Below are 17735 nucleotides of genomic sequence, written 5' to 3' on the forward strand. Positions count from 1 at the left end.
TAGAAGATTACGTATCATCCTTATATTAATGCTTGCTATCTAGGTTCGTCGGTACTAATGCTCCTATATGTTTTAAATAATGTACCAACTTTATCCTTTAGATTATAGTACCCTGGATACATCATAATTGTTGGTTTAACCTCAAGGGCATTTGGTGTTCCATTTTCCAGACAGTCTTCATTCGCATATACTGCAACAATTTCTCCAATAAACATCGTAAAATCAAATATAGGAATTGTCTGTATTACCTTACAAAGATAATTTACAGGACATTCTTTTATCATTGGTGCATTTCCTGCATCATCATAAAATGAATCAAATACATTCGATTTATCTTCTTTATTACCAGAGACGCACCCACAAAGATCAGTCTTATAAATAGATTCAGAGGATGGTATGTTTACACTGAAGAATCCATTTTCCACTACGCCTAAAGTTGTGTAGTGGGAATTTTTCAATGAAATATACAATACAGGCTTCTCACTTACAACCCCATATGCACCTATTGTGGCATAGTTTGGTTTCCCATTAACCATGGCGCCTGCTAAAACTGTAATAAATGGTCCAAAAGGGATATTTGCTATTTTCTTCTTTATCATATTCTTTCTCCAATCCAATTATTTATTTGTTGCAACAATAATAATTATATGGATAAATTGAAAAAAATATAGACTGTTTCTTTCCTATGAGTTATCATATAGATAGATTACGCGCAAAAATAAATAATTTTATAATCACAATATAAATAAGTCTACTTTAGACCAGTACACTCATACTGTATTTTTCATGCTATCATAATAGTACTCAAACATAAAATGGAAGACAGTTTTTTTAAAATATCGTATTATTCAATTTTGAAAGATTATTGTTCTTACTTTAAGTTTCAAGACTTAATCGAAATTCTACTTAAAATTATTACTGGCTTTGTACTCTTGGTACAAAGCCAGTTTTCGAAATTAAAACTTTTATGTTATTAATTATTTATATAAAATATAAAAATTATACTTATATGACAAGTTTTATGATGTATAAAAGGATAAAAATAAAAGCCGTTGTATTTAACTTCTATTAACGTAATGTAATATTGTTTAATACCTCTTATGTTTGCAAAATGTTTGCAAACTACTCCCAAACTTTCAATTCCGTAAATTAAATTTCTTGTTATATGGATAATCTAAGTTAATATCCATAGATTTAAAGCCTTTGAAATCATTTGTATTTGCTCCATTATTTCACCTAAATGCCCCCAGAATAATATCTGGAGGCATTTTTATTAACTATTATTAAATTTTATATTATTTAAATTAGCTTTTGATTCAGTACATCAGTAAGCTTCAATTTTTCAACTCTGCCCTTTATTTCCTCTATATCTATTGTATAAAGTCCTTGTGCTTTCATTCTTTCAAAGTATTCTGCTCCTGCAAAGGTGTATCTGTTTCTTCTTCCTTCCTTTGTCATGAGTTTATAATTTGCATAGGAGATTATATCCCCTATAGATAGAGCTTTTGGCAGTATTAATGCTGGCATTCCCATAACATATCTTACTGCATTATGCCCTGCTAGAGAGCCTGTGCATATTGCCTCAGTATGGCCTACAAATAAACCTGACTTTTCACCTGCACATAAGAGATTATCTATGCCTTTGACCTTCATATCGTCTGTTCTTGGAGCTACTGAAAGATATCTGATTGAATTTCCTTTTCCTCCTGCATAAGGATCTACATATTTAGCTTTCTCAAGGCCTGGTATTTTTCTAAGCTTTTCTAAAGGATAATAGGTTGTCATTAGCTTTGCGTGCCCTGTGTCTAACAGCACAACATTTTCTGCAAATTCTTTAAGGGCATATTGCTGACAAACCTTGGTTTTAAGTTTATCTAAGTTTACATCCTCAGGAGGAACCTTTAAAACAACTACACCTGTTTCGTCTAACTTTTTAACAAGCTCATCAGATAAACTTTCCTTAGCTAGCTTACAGGAACCACTCATAGCTCCATAGGCTTCATCATCTCTTTCACCTTGAAAATCTTCAACCCCAGCTCTAGAGCTAAGACTTACTCTTGGTCCAAAAGCTGGACATCTTAATACGCACATTGAGCAGCCATTACCGTATCTTAAGCAGTTGCCCATTGGCCCTGTGGAACCTGTTGTTTCGATAAACACATCTCCTTCTACAAAAGTGCCGTCTGCAAGATATATTCCTTTAATTTTATTTCCTTCTTTTTCAACATCTATAATTCTTGAAAGTAGGTTAATTTCTACACCTATGTTAACTAAATAAGCTTTTACCTCAGGCTCTATTTTATTAACATCATAAAGCCATGCGTGTGCATGCCCTGGAAACTGAATGTCTTTATGTCTTGATAAGGAATCGGTTATTTTAATTAAATCACCTGCTCCAAGTGCTATTAACTCCTCGCTAGCAGTATACCTTCCGTTATTTCTCATTATGCCCCCTACATTTCCAAGACCTAAAAGCATATCTGTCTTTTCAAATAGTTTTACTTGGGCACCTGCTTTTTTTGCAGTAATTGCTGCAGCGCAGCCTGCCCATCCACCACCTATTATTATAACCTTCATACTTATTCCCCCAACTTAATTAAATAAATCTTCTTCCTTCAAATATATATTTAGGTTCAATCTGTACCTTACATAGCTTTTTTACCCTTTGACCTTTATACCTTGTAGAGCATGCCCCGCATATTCCTTCTCCGCAGCACATTTTAGCATTATTACAGCAGGAAAAATCCACTTTACTATCTATAAAATCTAAAACTTTAAAGTTTAATATATCTGGAGCAGAGCAGTGTATCAAGTTAATATTTTCATTTTCCAGTAAGTTTGTTAATATATTTTTAAGTTCCTCAGAAATAGCCCCTGCTTGAAGTGTATTGCAGTTAATAACTGTGCAATTGCACATTTCTAAATACTTGTTTATAAATACATTTTTAAATCGTGCTTTATCCAATATTACAATAATTTTGTTTCCGTTTGAATATAGCTTTTTTAGAACTGGAACAACTGGCGCCTGACCTATGCCTCTAATTATAACAACTGCAGTACCTTCTTTGCTTTTAAATATGTTTCTTAGCCCAAGTTCTCCATTAAAAAATGGTCCTCTTATGAAAATATTATCTCCGTCCTTTAGCTCGTTAAGGCTCTTTGTTTTAATACCTTTAATTTCAATAGCTATTGTTATAATATTTTCATCTGTGTTAGTGTCCATTATTGATATGGGAACATCATAGAACTGTGATGCTTTTGTACTTCTTAGAAAAATATAGCTTCCTGGATGAACCAAGTTTTTAGTTAACTCGTGAGGTACGGAAATATTTAAGATAACTACATTTCTTTCCACTATCTCCTTATTAACAATTTTACAATTAAATATTTTTCTTAATGGCTTAGCTTTACTGTTATTCCAAATATATTCTTGGTATATGCAAACGCCTTTCCAGTTGATGCAGTCGCAAAACTTTTTACCAGAAAGCTGTGAACATAGTATACAATCTCCTGTTTCGGCTAAATGGCAGGGGCAAAATTCCGTCCCGGCATCTATGCAATCTCTTATTTCATAATTCACATTAGAACCTCCTTTGGCATGCTAAACCTTATTAATAGCAATAACCTATACTATTAAATTATTTAAAACTACAAAATTTGCTACTACTATATAAAAATAAATAATTTAATTCAAAGCTCCTCTTTTTATAACAAAGCTTGTCCTTGAATTCTAACCTTAAAAAATACTCAAAAAGAAAAAAGCACTTATAAAAGTGCTCTCATCTAAATTTATATATAGTATATTAAATTTATTTAAAGAAAAACCATTTCTTAGCTTTAATATCATTACCTGCAATTAAATAATTAGTGTATATCTTCTTGTCTCCTTCATAGATACTTATGCCTCCAAGCTTTGTTCCTTTTACTATAGGCAGTTTTATGTTTTCAGTTGGCTTTGTTATTTTTACTTCATAATTTTTATCTTTATTAACCGGTAATATTATCTCCTTTTCAGTTGTAAGCTTAAGTACCTTACTTGAGCGATTAATATTAAATTCATCGACTACTTCTTCTTTTGAAAAAAACTGTTTATAATCGTAGTTCTTATTAATATAATCGTAGATTTTCTTTGTTTCCTTCCATCTTTCAGGTGAGTTTAATACAACAATAATAACATCATTATTCTGTATTTCAACTGATGAAACTAAGCACTTTCCTGCTTTGCCTGTATAGCCTGTTTTAACGCCGCTGGATTCAGGAAGAAGCCATAAAATTTTATTAATATTGTGATAGCTTCTTGTAAAATCGCTGTCCTTCTTATCTAAATCCTTAGTTGCAACTATTTCATTAAATAGCTTATCTTCTCTTGCCTTTATAGTTATTAAAGCCAAATCATAGGCGTTGCAATAGTGATTTTCACTATCTAGACCATGCGGTGATTCAAAATTTGTGCTGCAAAGTCCGATTTGATTTGCATATTCATTCATTATCCTTACAAATCCTTCTACACTGCCTCCAATACCCTCTGCAATAGCAATAGCTGCATCATTGCCAGATCTTAGCATTAAGCCGTATATAAGTTCCTTAAGAGAAATCATGTCGCCTTTTTTGTATCCGACAGTTGAACCACGAATTGCTGAGGCCTTGCTGGATATTTCAAACTTTTTATCTAAGTCTCCGTATTTAAGAGCCACAAGAGCTGTCATTATCTTTGTCGTACTTGCCATAGGTATAAGCATATGTGCATTTTTTTCGTATAGTACCACTTTAGACCTACTGTCTATGGCAACTGCTGCTCTTGCATTAACATTTATATTCATGGCATTTACCTTAATACTTACGAAATTAAATATTATTAGTGAACAAACTAAAAATAGGCTAATAAATTTATTTTTTTTGCTTTTCAATTCTATCACCTCTTAAAACATACTATATTTATTTTTTCTAATAACTGATAAATTACTCATATTAATATTTTCCATGATTTTAATAAAGTCTATAAAATAGTTTTTCCTTATTGAATTATTTAAACTGAGTAATTTTATTTATAAACTTATATTTATATTTTTATTGGAAATAATATAAACATTGGAGGTATTGTAATGTTTTACCTATATTTTATATTATTAGTGATAATAATTTTATTGTTGATTCCTATTCCTATAAAGCTTAGTATTAAATATTCGAGTTTCAATATTAATTTTTATCTTTATAACTTCAAACTTAATTTTGATAAGCTGAGGAAGCTTTATAGAAAAAGTGAGATAAAAAAACATGTTAAACCCTTACATAAGGAAAAATACGAATTTGATTACACATATATACTTTTTCTTATAGACAGGATTGAGAACATAAAATTAAAGCCTACAATTAGATTTAAATTTTATTGTAACTATGGTTTTAGTGAAGCATCTAGTACAGCAATAGCATTTGGTTATATTAATTCAATTTCTCCTTTTCTATATAAGTTATTAAATACTCCCTTTAAAATCAAAAGTTATGATTTCAATATTAAACCAAATTTTCAAGGTGTATTTTTAGAATCAAGCATAAATAGTATAATTTTTGTAAATATAATCAAAATAATCTATATGATCATTTTTATTAGAAAGAAAAGGAATCGCTCAAACCTTAATTTTAAATTAAAGAACCAAGAGCATAATAATACTAAAACATAGCAATTATTAATTGTTGTGACATATAAAAGAAAGATTAGGAGGAATAAGATGGATAATCATCCAATTGACAATTTAATGAAAACCACCATGGAACATATTAAAGAAATGGTAGATGTAAATACCATAATTGGAGATGCTATAGAAGCCAAAGATGGTTCTATAATAATTCCAATCTCCAGAGTTTGTTTTGGTTTTGCAGCAGGTGGAAGTGAATTTAACTCAAAAGAAGAGAAGAAAGATATGTCTAAATTTCCTTTTGGAGGCGGTACTGGTGCTGGGGTTACAGTTAAACCTGTAGCTTTTCTAGTTATACATAATGAATCAGTAAGAATTTTACCTGTTGAGTACGATAATCCTTATGAGAAGTTCATGGATTCAATACCCCAGTTTATTGATATGATAAAGGGACTAACCTGTAAAAATAAGGGTGATAATAAAACAAATGAAACAACTGTAGATACAAATGAAACCAAGGAATAGTTTATTCCTTGGTTTCATTTTCACTATTATCGTCTTCGGTAGCTATAATTTCCAAACTTGCTAAATCATCTAAAACTGGCAGCTGCTCTAAGTTTTCCAGCCCAAAGTGCAAAAGGAACTTATCAGTAGTTGCGAAAAGAACAGGCCTCCCTGGTACTTCTAATCTACCAACTTCCTTAATAAGGCCTTTTTCCGTTAAGGTTAAAACTGCTCTATCACTTTTTACGCCTCTTATTTCATCAATGTTTATTCTTGTTATTGGCTGCTTATAGGCAATTATCGCCAAGGTTTCCAAGGCAGCTTGAGAAAGAGATTGTCTTGTATTTATCTTAAGAAGCTTTTGAACATAATTAGTATTTATAGCTTTTGTTACTAACTGATATTCATCATTAAGAGTTATTAGCATTATTCCTCTTTCTTCACTTTCGTAGCTTTCCTTTAACATTTCTAATAAATTTCTTGTGGTTTCAAGATCACATTCTATGATGGAAGCTATTTCCTTATCTTTTAAGGGATCTCCACTAGCAAATAGTAATGATTCAATAATTGAAAAATACACTTTTTTCTTTGAAATTTCATCAATCTCTAATTGATCCAGATAGGCTTTCTTCATTATTTTCTATCCTTTCTACATATATATCAGTAAAACTCTTTTCTTGCAATACTCTTACAGTTTTTAGTTTTATTAGCTCAAGTAGTGCTAAAAATGTCACTACTTTTTCCATTTTGCTTTCACAGGTAATTAATATATCAGTAAAAATTACAGTTTTACCCTGCTTTAGATTTTGTCTTAAATATTCCATCTTATCTTCAATTTTATATGAATCAATAGGAATTTCTTTCTGCAAGACATTTCCATTATTTGTCTTACTATAATATTTATTCATTAGTTCATTAAATAAATTATATAGCTCTAACATTGTAATATTACTTAGAATGTCAACTTCTTCATCCCTACTATTATCAATAATAATTTCAGGTTTTTTAGTAAATACTACTCCAAACTCTTCTTCCTTTGTTCTTAAAATCTCAGCTATAGCTTTATATTTTTTGTATTCAATAAGTTTTGAAACTAATTCTTTACGTGGGTCAACCTCTTTATCAGCAGCTGTTTCGTCTTCTGTATAATTTGGTAAGAGCATTCTAGATTTTATTTCAAGAAGATTAGCAGCAATTAAAATAAATTCTGAGGTTACTTCTAAATCCATTTCTTTCATTTGATTTATATATTGTAAATATTGATTTGTTATTTCATGAATTTGTATGTCATATATATCCATTTCACTTTTTTTGATTAAATGAAGCAGCAGGTCAAAAGGGCCTTCAAAGTTTTCAATCTTTATATTTAATGTCATTGGTTCTCTCCTAAAACATTGTTTAATACCTATAATAGTATTTTAGATGGTTTCATAACTTTTTACAAATAAAATTTAAAAAATAAAGCAGTTAAAGGCAAATTTGCCTTTAGCTGCTTTAGTAAGTTATATTGAATTTTCGAACATTCTCTTTATATTAAGTTTTAGGTTCTCAAATACGCCACCCTTTTTAAAGTCTCTATCACAATATATTTCAACTTTATTTAACGGCATATCATTAACTAATACTTCACAGTAGCCTACTACTTCCCCTTTTTTGAATTCCTTTTTATTACTATCAATATTTAAGGTGCATTTCTTTATAATTTTATTATCAATTCCTTTTTCAACAACTATACTGCAATCCTGCTTTGCCTTTGCAACAAAATATTTATCATTTTGCTTATTAATGTAAATTTTTTCTACATCATCATCTTTGCTAATAGCCTTTTTAACTTCAAATTTTGAAAAACCAAAATTAAGAAGCATGCTGGCATCTCTATTTCTTATTTTGTAGGAGGGAGCTCCCATTATAACTGTTAGCATTCTTGCACCATCTCTAACAGCTGTTGCCGATATGCAGTATTTTGCTTCTTCTGTAAAGCCAGTTTTTAAACCATCACAACCCTTGAAAAATCTAACTAATTTATTGTGGTTTACTAGTCCAATAGGTGATTTCCTTCCTTCTGAAATAGTTTCCATATATGTTCCTGAATATTTTAATATAGTAGGGTGCTTTAGCAGCTCTCTTGACATTATTGAAATGTCATAGGCGCTTGTGACATGTCCTGCTGCATTTAGTCCAGTACAGTTTTTAAAGGTAGTATCCTTCATGCCTAAGGCTTTTGCTCTATCATTCATAAGCTTAACAAAAGCTTCTTCACTACCAGCTAAATATTCCCCCATGGCAACTGCTGCATCATTACCAGAAGCAATAGCAATTCCCTTTAAAATTTCTTCAACTGTTCTAATCTCCCCAGTGTCTAACAGCATTGTGCTTCCGCCCATTTTCTTTGCGTTTTCACTTGCAGTAATCTTATCACTTATTTTAATCTTACCACTATCTACAGCCTCCATTGCTAGAAGCATAGTCATAATCTTAGTTACAGAAGCCGGTGCAAGTTTTTCATGAGAATTTTTTTCAAATATTATCTTTCCTGTTACAGGTTCCATTAGTAATGCTGATCTTGCATCAACCTTTAAGCCGCTCTCCTCTGCTTTAACCTTAATTGAAAATATTTGAAAAATAAAAACAGCTGATAGTATAATGCTAAATAATTTTTGTTTTCTCATATTACTCCTCCTTTCCATGAAATTAGTATTACCTCTTTTTTTTAGATTATAACGAAAGAAAATTGTTAAATTTTACATTAAAGTATATATGATTTATTATAAATAAAGCTTATGGATGAATAATATTATGGAATTATTCTTTCTCAAAAATCAAAAAAAATAGCTTTAACTAGTAAAGCTATTTCTAAATTCATTATTAAATTTTAATAATAAACTTTGTTTATAGTATTATATCATGAATGTAATCTACTTTTTTAGCAGTATTTCCAATTGTGTAGGCCTTTCTTATCATAGCCTCAGCCTCGTCACATTGAGATAAATTAGTATGTAATACGCATAAGGTATCTCCTACATTAACTTTCTCTCCAACCTTCTTTACAATTGTTATGCCAGCAGCAAAATCAATAGAATCTTCTTTAGTTTTTCTACCTGCACCCAGAAGCATTGCTGATATTCCAATATTTTCTGCCTCTATAGCTGCTACAAAACCTTTCACTGTAGATTTTACTTCAAAATGATTCTTAGCAACAGGTAATAGTTCTATATTTTCAATAACTTCAGGATTTCCCCCTTGTATCTTAACAAGTTCTTTAAGTTTTTCAATTGCCCTGCCTGATTTTATTATTTCTGATAAGCTCTTAAATGCTTCGTCAAACTCCTTAAAGGCACCACCTAATACAGACATATGAGAGGCAATAGTAAGTGCTACTGTAGTTTCGTCTTCTGAGCCCTTTCCTTTTAGAACCTCAATTGCTTCTCTTACTTCATTTGCATTACCTACTTCGTGGCCTAAAGGCTGATTCATATCTGTTATAACTGCTACAGTCCTTCTATTAAGATGTTTACCTATTTCAACCATTGTTCTTGCTAATTCCCTTGCTTCCTCCACAGTTTTCATGAAAGCACCTGATCCAACTTTAACATCAAGAACTATAGCATCTGAGCCCGAAGCTATTTTCTTGCTCATAATTGAGCTTGCTATTAAAGGAATACTATCAACTGTTGCAGTAACATCTCTTAAAGCATATATTTTCTTATCTGCAGGAGTTAGATTCCCAGACTGTCCTGTAATTGCCATTTTATATTTATTTACATTATTAATAAATTCTTCACTGCTTAATTCAGTTCTAAAACCTTCAATGGATTCAAGTTTATCAATAGTTCCCCCAGTGTGTCCTAAGCCTCTGCCTGACATTTTAGCTATTGGAACACCTACAGAAGCTACTAGTGGGATAACAATTAAGCTTATTTTATCCCCTACTCCTCCAGTTGAATGTTTATCAACTTTTATGCCCTCTATGGCTGAAAGATCCACCTTATCACCAGAATTTACAAAAGACATAGTCATATTAGAAGTCTCTTCCTTATTCATGCCTTTAAAATATATAGCCATAAGAAATGCAGACATCTGATAGTCAGGAATTTCACCTTTAGTATAGCCCTGTACTGCAAAATCAATTTCTTCGGCAGTCAGAACCTCTCCTTGTTTCTTCTTTTGTATTAAATCTACCATTCTCATTTTTTGTTCACTCCTATTACTTTATTAAAGTATTTTTACAAATTCATTAATCAGATTAATGAACTTATCTTTAACCTTATTTGATACTTCTATAACCTCTTCATGATTAAGAGCCTGGTTTAAAATCCCAGCAGCCATGTTTGTTATACATGAAATACCAAGCACCTTAATTGTGCAGTGTCTCGCAGCAATTACTTCAGGTACAGTTGACATTCCAACTGCATCTCCGCCTAATATTCTAGTCATTCTAATTTCAGCTGGTGTTTCATAAGTAGGCCCAGTAAACATAAAATAAGTGCCTTGCTTAAGTTCAATATTTAGATTTTTTGCTGCAGTTTTTGCTAAATTTATTAATTCCTTATCATAAGCAGAAGATAAATCTGGGAATCTAACACCTAGATTCTCATCATTTTTCCCAATTAAGGGATTATTAAATGCCAAATTAACATGATCAGTAATAAGCATTAAATCTCCAGGCTTAAAGTCAAGGTTTACTCCACCAGCTGCATTTGTAACAACTAAGGTTTCAATTCCTAAATATTTCATTATATATACTGGCAGCACTAAATCCTCCATTTTATTTCCTTCGTAATAATGGAATCTTCCCTGCATCATAACAACATCTTTACCTTGAAGTTTACCAAAAACAAATTGACCTTTATGCCCTTTAACAGTTGATTCAGGTAAATTTGGTACCTCAGAATATTTTATGACAACCATATCTTCAAGGGTTTCAGCCATTTCTCCAAGTCCTGATCCAAGTATTATTCCTACTTTAGGAATAATATTAATTTTACCTTTAATGTAGCTTACACTTTCCTTTACCTTCTCTAAGTTCATTTACTCAATCCTTTCTTTAGCTTAATTATATATTTTTAGTGATGAAAATAGGCATGTACCTAGCTTTATATAAGCTAAACACATGCTAATATTGTAAATAAATATTATCATATTAATACTGTTCTTAACAGTTATAATTGTATGCTTTAAAGTAATTTTAAGATTATGAAATATACAAATTAAAAATTACTTATAACTTTTTTAATAATATATATATAATTATATAGAATTTTCATATTTTTATCTACTAAAAAATTAACAAAAATACTATTATCATATATATTTGTTTTATAAAAGTAATATAACACCCCATCTATAATCTTAGGAAGCAGCATACCAAATATAATAAGAACCAAAAAGCATCTTAAAATTAGGCTAATAAATTCAATTACATTTTCCAGTTTAAACATATTGTCACTTCCTATAGTATAAGCTTAACTAAGGAAGGTGATCCATAGGTTTCAAGTGCAAAGCCAATAAACATTACTATTGTAATAACTGCAAAGTAAAAAGAATAGGTAGCTAATTTAACCCAAAGACTTCCATTATACCTCTTATTCATTTTTTCTTTTAATAGATTAACCGAAAATTCCATTGAAAGTACAGAAGCAACTATAATACATGGTAAGTACAATAAGTTTTGAGGCACTACCCCTAAAGCTGCTATCCCAATTCCCTTTACCCCAAAACCACTTATCATAAAGCTTAATGTAAAACCAACGGTAAAGCCTTTTACTAAGTCAATTAATAATATAATTGGGATTCCAACCATTGTTAATCCTAGAAACCAAATTGCAATTATAAATGGAATATTATTTTTTATAACGTCTATTAAAATGCTATTATATTTAAAATTACCTTGTGTTATATTTTGCGAAAAATTACTTAAATAGTTTACCAAATCACTTCTATCACCATTAGCCATATATTTTACAGAATAAATTCCTAGAACGATTCCAGTAAATATGCAAAGCAAACTAATTACATAAAGCCAAAAGTTCTCTTGAACGTGATTGCCTAAATTAATTGCATTTCTTCTATTGGACATATCTTTCTCCTCCTTGGGTTCCTCATTTTTTCTAAGCAATTATTAATTGCTTGTCCCTTTGTATATTATCTTTTAATATTTATGATAATAAATGGAGTTATATGACTAGTCCAAAAAACATAAAAAGTATAAAAGACAAAAATCCGCTTTAATTTTTTAGTAAAAATATGTATTGGCTGTGCAAATTGAAATCTAATTAAATCTATTTTATTTATTCAGTTTTATCTGCTGATTGATCTTGTGTAACTTGTTCATTTGTTGCTGATTTATTTGCTTGTATAGCAGTTGCCTGTATTACAGTAGATTGACCAAAGTAATAGCCAATTACTAATGTAAACACGCTTAAAAACTCAGTTGAACTTAAAAGTTTCATTACTGACAAATAGCAAAAAACTAATGTTAATAATAAAGCTATTATCTTCTTTACACTTACAAATTGTTTTAACATATTAAATTACCTCCAAATAATTAATATAAAGGTGTCCTAACTTTGGATACCTTCTAAACTAAATTTCCAGCATCCTTGAAAGTTGTAAATCTTGTATCTTCTCCTAACATTATATTAATTTGTTGTTGCACTTCATTCCTAAACATATCAATTGTTTTCCATATCCAGCAAAATAATAGAAATACCAAACTGCTCTATTTCAAACTTCGTTAAATTTAACAACATCAGAAGTAGCTGGCTGATATAATTTAAATAAAAATACACCCTAATTAATGGGTGTACATAGCAGCTAATATTTTATCTTTTTTAAAGTGTCTAACTTGATGTCTTAAATAACAATAAGCTTCAATATCGTTATCTTTGATTTTTATAACCTTTATATTTCTTTTAGTAAACTCATTTCCTTTTTGATACATTATAGTAACAACCTTATGTGTAGCTAAAGATGTTCTCAATACATTATCAAACATTATAACCACCTCTAATAATTTTAAGATAATTATAACATAAACCAAACAAGAATACAAACATATGTTCTATAATATTGCAAATTAATTAATTCTTATATAGATGCATAAAAATATGAAAATTACTAATAATATTATTAACAACTCATAGAGAGTTGTTGGAGAAGAAGGTTCCTTTACTTTTAAAGTAGAGTCCCTTCTTTTTTCATGTTAGCATTTATTATTTAAGGCTATTATTTTTTATTTCTTGAAGAATTTCAATTATTTTAGTTTTGGCAAAATAAATACACCTTTGTAATTTGGTCTTTAACCAATATACAAAGGTGTAAATTAAAATATCAATTATATATTTATAGATACCAAAACTTAAAATTCATATGGTTTTTCATACAGTTTATTGAATGACTATCTCAATAAATCTTTGAACTGAGTCATTTATGAAACTTTATTTTTAAGTCTTAGCTTGTCTGCTACCATAGCAATAAATTCTGAATTAGTTGGCTTGCCCTTATCATTATGTATGGTATATCCAAAAAGTTTATTAATTGTATCTACCTGGCCTCTATTCCATGCAACTTCAATTGCATGTCTTATAGCTCTTTCTACTCTACTTGCTGTTGTATTGAATTTTTTAGCTATTGATGGATATAGTTCTTTTGTAACAGCAGATAATAATTCAATATCGTTTACTACCATACTAATAGCTTCTCTTAAATACATGTAGCCTTTAATGTGCGCAGGAACTCCGATTTCATGAATTATTCCAGTAATTTCAGTTTCTAAATCTATTGGTTCATTTCTATTTATTTTTATTTCTGGTGTATCTTCCATAGGAATGGTTCTTTTAGTATCATCGCTTGAAATAGTATTGTTAAACATTTGTCTTATTCTCTTTGTAAATACATCCATATCAAATGGTTTTACAACATAATAATCTGCTCCTAGAGTTATGGCTCTTTGAGTTATTTTATCTTGTCCAACAGCTGATAAAACTATTATTCTAGGCATTGGATCAACATGAATACTATTTAATCTCTCTAGTACTCCAAGTCCATCTAAATGCGGCATAATAATATCTAATACAACTAAATCAGGCTTTTTTTCCTGAATAAGTTTAAGTGCTTCTAAGCCATCTTTTGCGATTCCTGTAACTACTATGTCTCTCTGATTTAATAAGTAATCGTTCAATATATTGCAAAATTCTTTATTATCATCTGCAATAATAACACTTATTTTTGAATCTTCCATGTTTTAAATACCCCTTTCAATTTAAATTCCATATCTTAACAATTTATTAATTCGACAAAACTGCAATAAATCCTTCTATTAAAATAAATTTTTTTTGTTAAAAATGACCAAAAATAAATAATAAGTGAATTTATAATTTTTTTATAATTCACTTATTATTATAATACTATTATAATTAGCTTAATTCGTCAATATATCTGCATCTTTTAACATCCATTCTATATAAACTCCATAACCTGTATCTGGCTTATTTATTAGAACATGAGTTACAGCACCTATGATTTTATTGTTCTGTATAATAGGACTACCACTCATACCTTGAACTATACCACCTGTTTTTTCTAATAAAACAGGATCTGTTATTTTAATTATCATGCTTTTAGGACTAGGAGTTTCTTGCTTTAAAAGTTTTTCAATTTCAATATTATAAAGTTTAGGCTCTTCTCCATCGATTGTTGTCAATATTTGAGCGGGCCCTAATTTTATTTCATCTCTTAAAGCTATATCTAATGGTTTACTATTCTTATTAATTAAGCTTTTATTTGTATTTCCAAATATCCCACAGTTAGTATTCTTCGTTATATCCCCTAATGCGACTTCCTCGTCAATAAAAATACCTTTTAATTCTCCAGGATTTCCCTTGGCACCTTTTCTAACAGAAACTATTGATGATGAGATAATTTGCCCTGTATTAATATTTAAAATAGTACCTGTATCAGAATCTGTAATAGGATGACCTAATGCTGCAAACTTATTTGAATTTTCATCATAGAAGGTTAAAGTTCCAACACCTGCTGTGGAATCTCTTATCCAAAGTCCAATTTTATATTTTGTATCATTAGTATTTTTTACAGGTTTAACCTTTTTCGTAAGTTCTTCTCCCTTTCTATCTATTGTTATATTTAATTCTTTACCTTCGCAGCTATTCACAATTTCTGACACTTGCTCTGAACTAGTAATGCTTATGTTATTAATTTTTAAAATACTATCACCAACTTGTATTCCTGCTGCTGCTCCTGGACTGCTGGTCTTACCATTTTCAGTTTCTATATCAGAAAGTGCAACTACTAAAGTCCCCTTAGTACTTAATTTTACACCTATTGGCTGACCACCAGGATATAAGCTAATTTTATTAGAAATAGCTTTAACAGAGATAGTTTTCAAGGGCAAAATACCTAATAGACATACTTGTGCTTTTCTAATACTACTGTTATTTGTTATTAAATTATTTACTTTAATATCCTTTTCTTCTACTAGCCTCAAAAAGTTGTTGCTTTTTAATTCCTGACCTTCCCTTACAAAAATAGTAGAAGAAATCTGTCCTACATTAATATAAGTAAATAAAGTTAGAAAAATGATAGGAGTTAATATCCAGCATAACAACCTTATTCTTTTCTTTTTCATGCTTTTTCCTCCTGTCGTCTAATAATTTTCTAACTTTAAGTTGCCCTTTAAAATATGTTCTTATGCTATATTAAAGTTTCATATAAAGTTAAACCATTGTTTTTTAAAGCAAAATATGATAGTTTTAATATTTTTTATTAAAAATATTTTTTATTTTATTAAAAAAAGAGTTATAACATTTTAAGTGTTATAACTCTATTCTTCCACAAAATTAAGTTTTTTATTTGCTAAAATATAAATATTTTATTAAATTAATTCATTTTTTTTAATTTCTGCCATAAAAATAAGTTCTTTAGCATGTTCCAAGGTTAATTTAGTTACTTCAGCTCCACCAACCATTCTAGCAATTTCTATCTGTTTTTGATCATCGCTTAGTTTAGTAACTGAAGTATAGGTTTTATCCTTTTTTACATCTTTAGAAATCAAGAAATGTGTATCAGACATACAGGCAATTTGAGATAAGTGTGTAACACAAAACACTTGATGTTTTGTAGCAATTAAATACATCTTTTCGGCCACACTTTGTGCTACTCTACCACTTATTCCAACATCAATTTCATCAAATATAACTGAAGGAATGCTATCTTTATCTACAAAAACAGTTTTAAAAGCAAGCATAATACGAGAAAGCTCTCCGCCTGAAACTATCTTTTCTAGATCCTTCAAAGGTTCTCCAGGATTAGTTGAAATTAAAAATTGGACTTTATCATTGCCGTTTTCATTAAATCCATCTTGCTTACTTATTTCTATTTTAAAAATACATTTTTCAAGACCAATATACTTTAATTCTTTTGTTACTTCTTTTTCTAGCAATATAGAAGTTTTACATCTTTTGTCATGAATTTGATTTGTTATTTGTGTAAGTTCTATAATAAGCTCTGCTTTTACCTTCTTTAACTTTTCAATTATTTCATTACTATTTATTAGTTCCTCATATTGAGTTTGAATTTTATCTCTAAATTCTATTATTTCCTTAATTGAATTACCATATTTTTTCTTTAATAAGCCAATTTGATATATTCTACTATTTATAAACTCCAATTTATTCTCATCATATTGGATGCTGTCCCTTAAATTTCTAACCTCAGCAATGTTTTGCTCTAAATTATAATAGGATTCTTCTAAGCTGTCACCAATGGCTTTAACTTTTTCGATATGCTTTTGTATTCCACGAATCTCTTTTATAACAAGACCTAAGGCATCATAAACTGATGGAGAGCTATCACTGCCTTTATCTAATATTTCATAGCAAATATTAAGGCTATTATTTATCTTTTCAGCATTTGATAAAATAGAAAATTCACTCTCAAGCTCAACATCCTCATTAACTCTTAATTTAGCTTTATTAATTTCATCTAATTCATATTTATAAAAATCTATTAAAGTTTCTTTTTCTCCTGCTTTTCCCTGAATCTTATTTATTTCATTGTCTATATTAAGTAAATGTCTATATTTTAAGCGGTAATTTTCAAGTAGAGTGCCTAATTTTTCTCCACCAAAATCATCAACATAATAAATATGATTTGCAGAATCTAACAAATTTTGATTTTCATGTTGTCCATGAATATCTAATAAAGTTGAGCTAACTGTTTTTACATTGTTTAAGAGCATAGCTTTTCCGTTAATTTTAGCAATAGATTTGCCAGTCATAAAAGTCTCTCTGCTCATGATTACCATATCTTCAGCTTCAATATCATAAAGCTTTAAGACTTCTGCAGCTTTTTTATTTTCTATGGTAAATACAGCTTCAACATATGTCTTTTCTTCCCCAGTTCTAATTAAATCTTTACTGAACTTACCACCCAAAACATAGCTAATTGCGTCAATTAATATAGATTTACCAGCTCCTGTCTCACCTGTTAAAACATTAAATCCCTTTTCAAAGTTTATTGTTAAATTTTCTATTAGAGCAAAGTTACTTATATTTAATTGAAGAAGCATTTTAACCTCCCGGT

The 17735-nt window shown here is 29.6% G+C and carries 17 protein-coding genes; 2 read left to right on the top strand and 15 right to left on the bottom strand.

What is annotated here, in order from left to right:
- Positions 1-35: 35 nt before the first annotated feature.
- From ACJDUH_RS09620 to ACJDUH_RS09635, 4 genes are all read right to left on the bottom strand, one after another.
- Positions 36-599, bottom strand: a complete 564-nt coding sequence (locus ACJDUH_RS09620) for a flavin reductase family protein (RefSeq protein WP_406764940.1) — start codon at positions 597-599, stop codon at positions 36-38.
- 700 nt (positions 600-1299) lie between these two features.
- Entirely contained in the window at positions 1300-2577 is a 1278-nt protein-coding gene (locus ACJDUH_RS09625) for an FAD-dependent oxidoreductase (protein ID WP_406764941.1), read from the bottom strand.
- Positions 2578-2596: 19 nt separating this feature from the next.
- Positions 2597-3580 (bottom strand): sulfide/dihydroorotate dehydrogenase-like FAD/NAD-binding protein, encoded by a 984-nt coding sequence (locus ACJDUH_RS09630; protein ID WP_406764942.1) that lies wholly within the window; start codon positions 3578-3580, stop codon positions 2597-2599.
- Positions 3581-3809: 229 nt separating this feature from the next.
- Positions 3810-4907, bottom strand: coding sequence for a D-alanyl-D-alanine carboxypeptidase family protein (locus tag ACJDUH_RS09635; protein WP_406764943.1), 1098 nt, complete (start codon positions 4905-4907; stop codon positions 3810-3812).
- 195 nt (positions 4908-5102) lie between these two features.
- Here ACJDUH_RS09635 and ACJDUH_RS09640 point away from each other — a divergent pair, with 195 nt between their 5' ends.
- The gene (locus ACJDUH_RS09640) at positions 5103-5678 is read left to right on the top strand and encodes a DUF2953 domain-containing protein (protein WP_406764944.1); all 576 of its coding nucleotides are present in this window, start codon (positions 5103-5105) and stop codon (positions 5676-5678) included.
- Between the two features lie 48 nt (positions 5679-5726).
- Positions 5727-6158, top strand: coding sequence for a GerW family sporulation protein (gene ytfJ / locus ACJDUH_RS09645; protein ID WP_406764945.1), 432 nt, complete (start codon positions 5727-5729; stop codon positions 6156-6158).
- Between the two features lies 1 nt (position 6159).
- On the opposite strand, the gene scpB is transcribed toward ytfJ, so the two are convergent.
- From scpB to recN, 11 genes are all read right to left on the bottom strand, one after another.
- On the bottom strand, positions 6160-6771 hold the full coding sequence (scpB, locus tag ACJDUH_RS09650) for an SMC-Scp complex subunit ScpB (protein WP_406764946.1): 612 nt from the start codon (positions 6769-6771) through the stop codon (positions 6160-6162).
- The gene (locus ACJDUH_RS09655) at positions 6737-7513 is read right to left on the bottom strand and encodes a segregation/condensation protein A (protein ID WP_406764947.1); all 777 of its coding nucleotides are present in this window, start codon (positions 7511-7513) and stop codon (positions 6737-6739) included. Before ACJDUH_RS09655 ends, scpB begins: the two co-directional genes overlap by 35 nt.
- Before the next feature lie 126 nt (positions 7514-7639).
- The gene (locus ACJDUH_RS09660) at positions 7640-8806 is read right to left on the bottom strand and encodes a D-alanyl-D-alanine carboxypeptidase family protein (protein WP_406764948.1); all 1167 of its coding nucleotides are present in this window, start codon (positions 8804-8806) and stop codon (positions 7640-7642) included.
- Between the two features lie 220 nt (positions 8807-9026).
- Positions 9027-10325: a pyrimidine-nucleoside phosphorylase gene (locus ACJDUH_RS09665; protein WP_406764949.1), complete on the bottom strand. Its 1299-nt coding sequence runs from the start codon at positions 10323-10325 to the stop codon at positions 9027-9029.
- Between the two features lie 24 nt (positions 10326-10349).
- Positions 10350-11165, bottom strand: coding sequence for a purine-nucleoside phosphorylase (locus ACJDUH_RS09670; RefSeq protein ID WP_406764950.1), 816 nt, complete (start codon positions 11163-11165; stop codon positions 10350-10352).
- A 421-nt stretch (positions 11166-11586) separates the two neighbouring features.
- Complete coding sequence (gene spoIIM, locus ACJDUH_RS09675; RefSeq protein WP_406764951.1) at positions 11587-12213, bottom strand: stage II sporulation protein M; 627 nt, start codon at positions 12211-12213, stop codon at positions 11587-11589.
- 211 nt (positions 12214-12424) lie between these two features.
- The gene (locus ACJDUH_RS09680; protein ID WP_406764952.1) at positions 12425-12661 is read right to left on the bottom strand and encodes a hypothetical protein; all 237 of its coding nucleotides are present in this window, start codon (positions 12659-12661) and stop codon (positions 12425-12427) included.
- A 269-nt stretch (positions 12662-12930) separates the two neighbouring features.
- A complete protein-coding gene (locus ACJDUH_RS09685; protein ID WP_406764953.1) occupies positions 12931-13131 on the bottom strand; it encodes a hypothetical protein in 201 nt (66 codons plus the stop codon).
- Between the two features lie 432 nt (positions 13132-13563).
- On the bottom strand, positions 13564-14376 hold the full coding sequence (gene spo0A / locus ACJDUH_RS09690) for a sporulation transcription factor Spo0A (protein WP_406764954.1): 813 nt from the start codon (positions 14374-14376) through the stop codon (positions 13564-13566).
- 180 nt (positions 14377-14556) lie between these two features.
- A complete protein-coding gene (gene spoIVB, locus ACJDUH_RS09695) occupies positions 14557-15780 on the bottom strand; it encodes a SpoIVB peptidase (protein WP_406764955.1) in 1224 nt (407 codons plus the stop codon).
- 246 nt (positions 15781-16026) lie between these two features.
- Positions 16027-17721: a DNA repair protein RecN gene (recN, locus tag ACJDUH_RS09700; protein WP_406764956.1), complete on the bottom strand. Its 1695-nt coding sequence runs from the start codon at positions 17719-17721 to the stop codon at positions 16027-16029.
- Positions 17722-17735 lie beyond the last annotated feature (14 nt).

Source organism: Candidatus Clostridium radicumherbarum (genome assembly GCF_045310525.1).
GTDB lineage: Bacteria > Bacillota > Clostridia > Clostridiales > Clostridiaceae > Clostridium_AT > Clostridium_AT radicumherbarum.

Bases quoted from the DNA above. Each gene is read 5' to 3' on its own strand.
- ACJDUH_RS09620 (WP_406764940.1), bottom strand. From the start codon at position 599: ATGATAAAGAAGAAAATAGCAAATATCCCTTTTGGACCATTTATTACA.
- ACJDUH_RS09625 (WP_406764941.1), bottom strand. From the start codon at position 2,577: ATGAAGGTTATAATAATAGGTGGTGGATGGGCAGGCTGCGCTGCAGCA.
- ACJDUH_RS09640 (WP_406764944.1), top strand. From the start codon at position 5,103: ATGTTTTACCTATATTTTATATTATTAGTGATAATAATTTTATTGTTG.
- ytfJ (WP_406764945.1), top strand. From the start codon at position 5,727: ATGGATAATCATCCAATTGACAATTTAATGAAAACCACCATGGAACAT.
- scpB (WP_406764946.1), bottom strand. From the start codon at position 6,771: ATGAAGAAAGCCTATCTGGATCAATTAGAGATTGATGAAATTTCAAAG.
- ACJDUH_RS09655 (WP_406764947.1), bottom strand. From the start codon at position 7,513: ATGACATTAAATATAAAGATTGAAAACTTTGAAGGCCCTTTTGACCTG.
- ACJDUH_RS09660 (WP_406764948.1), bottom strand. From the start codon at position 8,806: ATGAGAAAACAAAAATTATTTAGCATTATACTATCAGCTGTTTTTATT.
- ACJDUH_RS09665 (WP_406764949.1), bottom strand. From the start codon at position 10,325: ATGAGAATGGTAGATTTAATACAAAAGAAGAAACAAGGAGAGGTTCTG.
- ACJDUH_RS09670 (WP_406764950.1), bottom strand. From the start codon at position 11,165: ATGAACTTAGAGAAGGTAAAGGAAAGTGTAAGCTACATTAAAGGTAAA.
- spoIIM (WP_406764951.1), bottom strand. From the start codon at position 12,213: ATGTCCAATAGAAGAAATGCAATTAATTTAGGCAATCACGTTCAAGAG.
- ACJDUH_RS09680 (WP_406764952.1), bottom strand. From the start codon at position 12,661: ATGTTAAAACAATTTGTAAGTGTAAAGAAGATAATAGCTTTATTATTA.
- ACJDUH_RS09685 (WP_406764953.1), bottom strand. From the start codon at position 13,131: ATGTTTGATAATGTATTGAGAACATCTTTAGCTACACATAAGGTTGTT.
- spo0A (WP_406764954.1), bottom strand. From the start codon at position 14,376: ATGGAAGATTCAAAAATAAGTGTTATTATTGCAGATGATAATAAAGAA.
- spoIVB (WP_406764955.1), bottom strand. From the start codon at position 15,780: ATGAAAAAGAAAAGAATAAGGTTGTTATGCTGGATATTAACTCCTATC.
- recN (WP_406764956.1), bottom strand. From the start codon at position 17,721: ATGCTTCTTCAATTAAATATAAGTAACTTTGCTCTAATAGAAAATTTA.